This is a genomic window from Mesorhizobium sp. M7A.F.Ca.CA.004.04.2.1, assembly GCF_004022825.1.
GTDB lineage: Bacteria > Pseudomonadota > Alphaproteobacteria > Rhizobiales > Rhizobiaceae > Mesorhizobium.
The window spans coordinates 1-6,212 of the sequence record NZ_RZPH01000275.1 but is presented as its reverse complement, the minus strand read 5'-3'; the positions used below and the strand labels follow the sequence as shown (position 1 = coordinate 6,212).

Sequence of the window (6,212 nt, the reverse complement as noted above, 5' to 3'; positions counted from 1 at the left end):
GTCGAGCGCCTCGCCGACCAGCCGGTAGCCGGGATCGGATACCAGCGGCGTGCCGGCATCGGAGATCAGCGCCACGCTCTGCCCGGCCTGAAGTGCCGATATCAGCTTCGGCCCGGCCTCGCCGGCATTGTGTTCATGATAGGCCGTGGTGCGGCGGCGAATGCCGTAGCGGTCGAGCAGCACGCGCGACACCCGCGTGTCTTCGCAGGCGACGATGTCGGCAGCGGCCAGCGTCTCCAGCGCGCGCAGCGTGATGTCGGCGAGATTGCCGATCGGCGTCGCCACCAGATAGAGCGCCGGCTCCAATGGCCGTGCCGCGATCTCGGTCTGCCCGACCACATAGCTGCGCTTGCTCGTCTCTGCGGTCACCGATGACTTCTCCATTCAGCCCTGTTTGGCACGGCTGACGCGGGCTTGCAAAAGCTGACGCCGATGTAAGGAATTCGCCTTTCCTTTGCCACAGTGGGGAACCAAACCGGCGTTGGCAGATTAGCCCCCTGATTCCGGAGGAGGACAGGATGGACAGCCTGAAGATACAGGACGCTTTCGAGCCCTACTATGCCGGCCGCAAGCGCGGTGCCGCGCCCAGGGACAAGCGCCTATCTGCCAAGACCGAGCACAGCCTGGCCAAAGAGCGAGCCGTGAGCGCTTTGCCGACCAACGTCAGGCTTTCCGACAACAAACCCGATAGCACGACGGAGCACTGACCGGACGATGCCCAATCGCTTCGATATCTTCATCACCCGTCTTGAAACAAAGAATGCCCGCAACGGCGCGCAACTAGCCTCGATAGGCGACCAGCACCGCGCCCGCCGCGATAAGAGCGACGCCAAGCCAATTCGCTCAGGACAACCGCTCGCCGAGAAAGGCCGCGCCAAACACCGCCACAAGCACGACGCTTAGCTTGTCGATCGGCGCCACCTGCGCCGCATTGCCGATCTTCAGGGCGCGAAAGTAGCAGAGCCATGACGCGCCGGTCGCCAGACCGGACAGGCCTAGGAAAGCCCAAGTCTTTGCCGAGATCGTGGCCGGCGACTGGAACTGGCCGCTGGCAAGCAGGATGGCACCGAGCACGATCAGGATGATGACCGTGCGGATGAAGGTGGCGAAATCGGAATTGATGTTCTCGATGCCAACCTTGGCGAAGATCGCCGTCAGGGCAGCGAACGCAGCTGAGAGCAATGCCCAGAATTGCCAGGAGGATACGGTCAGGTTCATGCCGGTGGCCTTTGCGGATGAGGTCTCAACCGAGATACCGTGAAACGCGTGCCTTCAGAAGTGTAATCCTAAGCTTCGGAGATTGGACGAGGCTTCCCCACCTTCGTCATCCACGGGCGGAGCAGGAGCGAAGCGACGTCGCGAAGACCCGAGGATCCATTCCGTGACTTCTGAATTTCGCTACGGTGCAGAATTTGGAAAGCTGGCGTGGAGAAGATGCGCCGGCAACGAAATCTATTGTTTGAACGGGACAAGTGGCAGAGCAGGCATGCCCATTCTGGACCGTGACGCCCCGCAGCAGCCGTCGCGGCATGGATCCTCGGGTCTGCGCGCCGCTTCGCGTCGTTCCGCCCGTGGATGACGAGGCGGGAGGAGCTTGGCGCAGGCAAAGCTACCTGCCTACCGCGCCAGATCGGCGACCACGGCGTCGAGCACGATCATGCCGGCGGCCGTGGCGCGCAGGCGCGAATTGCCGATCGGCGCCACCAGCCCCTCTCCCTGCAGCATCGACAGCCGTGCTGACGACAGGCCGCGTCCGGAGAACGTTTCGTAGCGGGAGAGGTCGATGCCTTCGGCGAGCCGCAGGCCCATCAGCAGGAATTCGTCGGCCTCTTCCGAACGCGTCAGGATTTCGCCGCCGGTGACGCCATGGCCCTTGGCTTCGACCAGATTGGCCCAGGTTTCCGGCATCCGCTCGGCGATCGTCACCGTGCGGCGGCCATTCTCGACGAAGCGGCCATGCGCGCCCGGCCCGACGCCGACATATTCGCCATAGCGCCAATAGGTGAGGTTGTGCCGGCTCTCGGCACCCGGCCTTGCGTGATTGGAAATCTCGTAAGCCGGCAAACCATGCGCCGATGTAATCTCCTGCGTCAGCGCATAGAGGTCGGCGGCGTGGTCATTGTCGGGAATGATGAATTTTTTCGCCGCATGCAGCGCGTGGAACGGCGTGCCCTCCTCGATGGTCAGCTGGTAGAGTGACAGATGGTCGGCGGCATGGCCGATCGCCTGTTCCAGCTCCGATGCCCAAGCCTCCGGCGTCTGGCCGGGCCGGGCATAGATGAGGTCGAAGGACAGCCTCGGGAATATTTCCCGCGCGAGGCCGATGGCGTGCAGGGCCTCTTCGACATTGTGCAACCGGCCGAGGAAGCGCAAATCCTTGTCATTCAGCGCCTGCACGCCGAGCGACACGCGGTTGACGCCGGCTGCCCGGTAGCCGCGAAAGCGTTCGGCCTCGACCGAGGACGGATTGGCCTCCAGCGTCACCTCGATGCCGTCAGGCACAGTCCAGTTCTTCGCCACGGCGTCAAGAACCCTGGCCACGGTTTCCGGCTTCATCAGCGACGGCGTGCCGCCGCCGAGAAAAACGCTGGTCACCTCGCGCGGCCCGGTGCGTTCGCGCATCGTCGCCAGCTCGGCCTCGAAGGCACTGGCGAAGCGGTCCTGATCGACCGGCTGGTGGCGGACATGGCTGTTGAAGTCGCAATAGGGGCACTTGGCCGCGCAGAACGGCCAATGAACATAGACGCCGAAGCCGGGCGTCCGGTCGAGCAGGATGCTCATGCCGAGCCCAATCTCGCTTTAGCGAACTTCTGGAAAGCGCGAGCGCGGTGCGACAGCGCCGTCGGCTGGCCGGGCCTCCAGCCGTGCTTTTCCTCGGCGCTCATTTCGCCGAAGGTCTTTTCGAAGCCGTCGGGGAGGAAGACCGGGTCGTAACCGAAGCCGAGTTCGCCGCGCGGTGGCCAGACCAGCGTGCCTTCGGCCTCACCGCGATAATATTCGGCCTCGCCGTCGGGAAACGCCAGACAGATGACGGCAACGAAGCGTCCCTTGCGCTGTTGCGGCAAGGCCGCGCCGACCTCCTGCAACGCCACTTCGGTGCGCTGCATGGCCATGCCGAAATCTCTGCTGCCATCCGGGGTTTCGGCCCAGTTGGCGGTGTAGACGCCGGGCGCGCCATCAAGCGCGTCGACGCACAGGCCGGAATCGTCCGACAGCGCCGGCAGGCCGGTCGCCTTGGCGGCGGCGAGCGCCTTGATGTAGGCGTTCTCCTCGAAGGTGGTGCCGGTCTCGTCCGGCTCCGGCAGGCCATACTCCTTGGCCGACTTCGCTTCGAAGCCGAACGGCCCCATCAGGTCGGCGAATTCGCGCAGCTTGCCTTCATTGTGGCTGGCGACGACGATCTTCTTGCCATCAAGAGAATGCATCAAAGGCCCCAGATTCGTGGCTCGGCGAATTCGATCGAATTGCCCGAGGGGTCGCGTATATAGATCGAACGGCCGCCCTGCGGCCACTCGAATTCGCTTTCGATGGCGATCTTCTTCGCCGCGAGATGGGCTTTCCAGCCGGCGATTTCATCGCCGGTCGCCGTAAAGCACAGATGACCTTGGCCGACCGCGCCATGCGGCGGCACCGGCAGCCTGGCGTCAGGCGCCGGCGGCACTTTCGTCGCCTCGGCGTTGAAGACGAGCAGCACGCCCGGCCCGCAGCGGAAGAAGAGGTGGCGGCCGTCGACCTTGCCGAGGAGATTGAGGCCGAGGATGTCGGTGTAGAAGGTTTCCGCTGCGGGAAGATCGGTGACGTAGAGAGCGGATTCAAGGATGGCCGAGGGCGTCACGAGGCGCCCCCCTCTGGCCTGCCGGCCATCTCCCCCTCAAGGGGGGAGATCGGATGCCATTTCGGTATTCGCCAATCTCCGGCGTTGCAGGGTGCGCGACAACGCAGAAGTCGCCAATCTCCCCACTTGAGGGGGAGATGGCCGGCAGGCCAGAGGGGGGCGCTCAAACTCGACATCGAAAAACTAAGCCACCGCCATCTGCTGCAGACTCACCAACCTCTGGATGCCTTTCTTGGCCAGGCCCATCAAGTCCGCGAACTGCTCCTCGGAGAAAGGCTCGCCCTCGGCGGTGCCCTGGATCTCGACGATGCCACCCTTGCCGGTCATGACGAAATTGGCGTCGGTGCCGGCCGAAGAATCCTCGATATAGTCGAGGTCGATGACCGGCTGGCCGTCATGGATGCCGCAGGAGATCGCCGCGACATGGTCCTTCAGCACCTTGGCGACGCTGGCCATCTGGCGCGCTTCCATCCAGCGCAGGCAGTCATACAGCGCCACCCAGCCGCCGGTGATCGATGCGGTGCGGGTGCCACCATCGGCCTGGATGACGTCGCAGTCGACGGTGATCTGCTGCTCGCCCAGCGCCTGCAGGTCGACCACGGCGCGCAGGGAGCGGCCGATCAGCCGCTGGATTTCGAGCGTGCGGCCGCCCTGCTTGCCGGCCGAAGCCTCGCGGCGCATGCGCTCGCCGGTCGAGCGCGGCAGCATGCCGTATTCCGCCGTCACCCAGCCCTTGCCGGAATTGCGCATCCAGCCCGGCACTTTTTCCTCGAGGCTGGCCGTGCACAGGACATGAGTGTCGCCGAACTTCACCAGGCATGAGCCTTCGGCATGCTTGGAGACGCCGCGCTCGAAGGAGATGGCACGCATTTCGTCGAATTGGCGTTTGGAAGGGCGCATTCAGGCTGCTTTCTTGTCATTTTTCGGAATCTTGGCCGGCTTGTAACCGCATGGGACGCGTGGCGCAAAGGAAAATGGCCCGACGATCTGACTCAGACACCGGGTGATCTCACAAAGACACCGGGTGATCTCACACAGACACCGGGTTGCGCGGGTGCAGTGTAAGTCTATATCCTTGGGCCGGAGGTTTTTGGCCGTATGACCAAGGCAGTCGATCCCGCTTCGCAGTCGCCCGCGCTCCAGTCGCTCGACATGCGTTCGCGCGACATCTTCCGGCGCATCGTCGATTCCTACCTCAGGGACGGCGAACCCGTGGGCTCGCGCAGCCTGTCGCGCATCCTGCCGTCTTCGCTGTCGCCGGCCACCATCCGCAACGTCATGAGCGACCTCGAGCATCTCGGCCTGATCTACGCGCCGCACATTTCGGCCGGCCGGCTGCCGACGCAGGCCGGCCTGCGTTTCTTCGTCGATGCCTTCATGGAGCTTGGCGATCTTTCCGACGAGGAGCGCCGCGCCATCGAGGCACAGGTTCGGGCGTCCGGCTCGGGCGCGACGCTGGAACACATGCTGACCGAGGCCAGCCAGATGCTGTCGGGCATGTCGCGCGGCGCCGGCCTGGTGCTGGCCGCCAAGAACGAGGTGGCGCTGAAGCACATCGAATTCATCCAGCTCGAACCGACCAAGGCGCTGGCAGTGCTGGTGTCGCAGAATGGCGACGTCGAAAATCGCGTCGTCGAGCTGCCCGCCGGCATCACCGTCTCGCAACTGCACGAGGCCTCGAATTTCCTTAACGCCCATATACGCGGCCGCACGCTGGCCGAGGCGCGGATCGAGATCGCCCGCATCAAGGAAGAAACCAGGGCCGCGCTCGACACGCTGTCGCAGGACCTAGTCGAGAAGGGGCTGGCGGTGTGGGCCGGCGCCGATAGCGGCCTGCCGGCACGGCTCATCGTGCGCGGGCGCGCCAATCTGCTCGAAAACGTCACCGCCCAGGCCGACATCGAACTGCTGCGGCATCTGTTCGAGGACATGGAGACGCAGGACGGGCTTATCCAGCTGCTTGACCTCGCCGAGCAGGGCTCGGGCGTGCGCATCTTCATCGGCTCGGAAAACAAGCTGTTTTCGCTGTCGGGCTCGTCGCTGGTGGTGGCGCCTTATCGCGACAAGGATGCCCGCGTCGTCGGCGCGCTCGGCGTCATCGGCCCGACCCGGCTGAACTACGCGCGCATCGTCCCAATGGTCGACTATACGGCGCAGCTGATTTCACGCATGCTGCGCTGAGCTGATCCAACCGAGGAGACGATGATGGCGCTCGAAGAATTCAAGGCCCGGATCAGCCTCCTGCTGGAGGAGATGGTCAACCAGCCGGAAGACCAGCACGAGATCCAGGAGCAGTTGCGCGAAAAACTGCAGGAAATGCGCGCCATGGGCCTGCCGCTGCCGGCCGATCTCGTCGAGTTGGAAAAACGCCTCGACG

At 64.3% G+C, this 6,212-nt stretch carries 8 protein-coding genes; 2 read left to right on the top strand and 6 right to left on the bottom strand.

Going from position 1 to position 6,212, the window contains the following annotated elements:
- Nucleotides 1–384 (bottom strand): SAM-dependent methyltransferase (locus tag EN893_RS14500; protein WP_245490833.1); only part of this gene is annotated, 384 nt, incomplete at its 3' end.
- Nucleotides 385–518: 134 nt separating this feature from the next.
- Here EN893_RS14500 and EN893_RS14495 point away from each other — a divergent pair.
- A complete protein-coding gene (locus tag EN893_RS14495; protein ID WP_127269534.1) occupies nucleotides 519–707 on the top strand; it encodes a hypothetical protein in 189 nt (62 codons plus the stop codon).
- A 136-nt stretch (nucleotides 708–843) separates the two neighbouring features.
- On the opposite strand, the gene EN893_RS14490 is transcribed toward EN893_RS14495, so the two are convergent.
- The 5 genes from EN893_RS14490 to rph all read right to left on the bottom strand — a co-directional run bounded on the left by EN893_RS14490 (nucleotide 844) and on the right by rph (nucleotide 4,735).
- Nucleotides 844–1,218, bottom strand: coding sequence for an EamA family transporter (locus tag EN893_RS14490; protein ID WP_245490832.1), 375 nt, complete (start codon nucleotides 1,216–1,218; stop codon nucleotides 844–846).
- Nucleotides 1,219–1,617: 399 nt separating this feature from the next.
- Nucleotides 1,618–2,781 carry a radical SAM family heme chaperone HemW gene (gene hemW, locus EN893_RS14485; RefSeq protein ID WP_127269532.1) on the bottom strand — a complete coding sequence of 388 codons (1,164 nt, stop codon included), beginning with the start codon at nucleotides 2,779–2,781 and terminating at the stop codon, nucleotides 1,618–1,620.
- Complete coding sequence (gene rdgB / locus EN893_RS14480) at nucleotides 2,778–3,425, bottom strand: RdgB/HAM1 family non-canonical purine NTP pyrophosphatase (RefSeq protein ID WP_127269531.1); 648 nt, start codon at nucleotides 3,423–3,425, stop codon at nucleotides 2,778–2,780. The genes hemW and rdgB overlap by 4 nt, the downstream gene beginning before the upstream one ends.
- Nucleotides 3,425–3,835: a VOC family protein gene (locus tag EN893_RS14475; RefSeq protein WP_127269530.1), complete on the bottom strand. Its 411-nt coding sequence runs from the start codon at nucleotides 3,833–3,835 to the stop codon at nucleotides 3,425–3,427. Before EN893_RS14475 ends, rdgB begins: the two co-directional genes overlap by 1 nt.
- 183 nt (nucleotides 3,836–4,018) lie before the next feature.
- A complete protein-coding gene (gene rph, locus EN893_RS14465) occupies nucleotides 4,019–4,735 on the bottom strand; it encodes a ribonuclease PH (protein ID WP_056585385.1) in 717 nt (238 codons plus the stop codon).
- Nucleotides 4,736–4,933: 198 nt separating this feature from the next.
- Between rph and hrcA the strand changes: the two genes are divergently transcribed.
- Nucleotides 4,934–6,016 carry a heat-inducible transcriptional repressor HrcA gene (gene hrcA, locus EN893_RS14460; RefSeq protein ID WP_023814157.1) on the top strand — a complete coding sequence of 361 codons (1,083 nt, stop codon included), beginning with the start codon at nucleotides 4,934–4,936 and terminating at the stop codon, nucleotides 6,014–6,016.
- Nucleotides 6,017–6,212: the final 196 nt, after the last annotated feature.